This window comes from Paenarthrobacter sp. NPDC092416 (assembly GCF_044755025.1).
In the GTDB taxonomy this organism is placed as follows: Bacteria; Actinomycetota; Actinomycetes; order Actinomycetales; family Micrococcaceae; genus Arthrobacter.
In genome coordinates, this window is sequence record NZ_JBIVQG010000032.1 from 3,505 (window position 1) to 5,654 (window position 2,150).

At 55.7% G+C, this 2,150-nt stretch carries 1 rRNA gene; it reads right to left on the reverse strand.

The window, feature by feature from the left end:
- Nucleotides 1–434: 434 nt before the first annotated feature.
- A 16S ribosomal RNA gene (locus ACIQC5_RS24160) occupies nt 435–1,958 on the reverse strand.
- Nucleotides 1,959–2,150 lie beyond the last annotated feature (192 nt).

A 2,150-nucleotide genomic window follows, 5' to 3' on the forward strand; every position in this document is an offset into this window, starting at 1 on the left:
TGTGTGTGTTCTAGATGCTCGCGTCCACTATGTAGTTCTCAAACAACAACCCCATCAACCAGACCACCACGACACCCCCACAAAAAAAGGGGGCACCCGGGCAGTACCGGAAGCAGGAACAAAAGAAACACCAGAACTGTGTCCCCCTGCATTGCTGCAAAAAGGTCCTGTTGCCTCAGGACCCAACAGTGCGCCAAACACAACCCCACCAACCACGCCCCAGCAGCTTTCCCAACAACACCACACCCCCAAGGGGGCACAGGCTGCCGTACTCACACCAGGACACAACCAGCAAACGGCCATGCCAAAAAACCTTGATTCGTTGATATTCCACCCATGAGCACCCACCGCAGAACAGACGCCTGCGCAATGGGCAACACTGACAACCCCCACCCACCCATGCAGGCAGACAGACATTGCTAGCAGCTCCTTAGAAAGGAGGTGATCCAGCCGCACCTTCCGGTACGGCTACCTTGTTACGACTTAGTCCCAATCGCCGGTCCCACCTTCGACGGCTCCCCCCACAAGGGTTAGGCCACCGGCTTCGGGTGTTACCAACTTTCGTGACTTGACGGGCGGTGTGTACAAGGCCCGGGAACGTATTCACCGCAGCGTTGCTGATCTGCGATTACTAGCGACTCCGACTTCATGGGGTCGAGTTGCAGACCCCAATCCGAACTGAGACCGGCTTTTTGGGATTAGCTCCACCTCACAGTATCGCAACCCTTTGTACCGGCCATTGTAGCATGCGTGAAGCCCAAGACATAAGGGGCATGATGATTTGACGTCGTCCCCACCTTCCTCCGAGTTGACCCCGGCAGTCTCCTATGAGTCCCCGCCATAACGCGCTGGCAACATAGAACGAGGGTTGCGCTCGTTGCGGGACTTAACCCAACATCTCACGACACGAGCTGACGACAACCATGCACCACCTGTGAACCAGCCCCAAAAGGGGAAACCACATTTCTGCAGCGATCCAGTCCATGTCAAGCCTTGGTAAGGTTCTTCGCGTTGCATCGAATTAATCCGCATGCTCCGCCGCTTGTGCGGGCCCCCGTCAATTCCTTTGAGTTTTAGCCTTGCGGCCGTACTCCCCAGGCGGGGCACTTAATGCGTTAGCTACGGCGCGGAAAACGTGGAATGTCCCCCACACCTAGTGCCCAACGTTTACGGCATGGACTACCAGGGTATCTAATCCTGTTCGCTCCCCATGCTTTCGCTCCTCAGCGTCAGTTACAGCCCAGAGACCTGCCTTCGCCATCGGTGTTCCTCCTGATATCTGCGCATTTCACCGCTACACCAGGAATTCCAGTCTCCCCTACTGCACTCTAGTCTGCCCGTACCCACTGCAGAACCGGAGTTGAGCCCCGGTCTTTCACAGCAGACGCGACAAACCGCCTACGAGCTCTTTACGCCCAATAATTCCGGATAACGCTTGCGCCCTACGTATTACCGCGGCTGCTGGCACGTAGTTAGCCGGCGCTTCTTCTGCAGGTACCGTCACTTACGCTTCTTCCCTACTGAAAGAGGTTTACAACCCGAAGGCCGTCATCCCTCACGCGGCGTCGCTGCATCAGGCTTCCGCCCATTGTGCAATATTCCCCACTGCTGCCTCCCGTAGGAGTCTGGGCCGTGTCTCAGTCCCAGTGTGGCCGGTCACCCTCTCAGGCCGGCTACCCGTCGTCGCCTTGGTAGGCCATTACCCCACCAACAAGCTGATAGGCCGCGAGTCCATCCAAAACCACAAAAGCTTTCCACCCCCCACCATGCGATGAGGAGTCATATCCGGTATTAGACCCAGTTTCCCAGGCTTATCCCAGAGTCAAGGGCAGGTTACTCACGTGTTACTCACCCGTTCGCCACTAATCCCCAGTGCAAGCACCAGATCATCGTTCGACTTGCATGTGTTAAGCACGCCGCCAGCGTTCATCCTGAGCCAGGATCAAACTCTCCGTTGAAGTAAAACAAATCAAACAGACACAACCACACCCACCGGAAATAACGGCGGAACGCGGCTGCACAAAATTCGAAACCAGCTGAAAACCAGACCACCACACACGGGGGTGCGCAGCAACCTGGCATAAATTCAACCAATCAAAAAACAATCGGTATCAACAAACTTGGCACACTATTGAGTTCTCAAACAACAG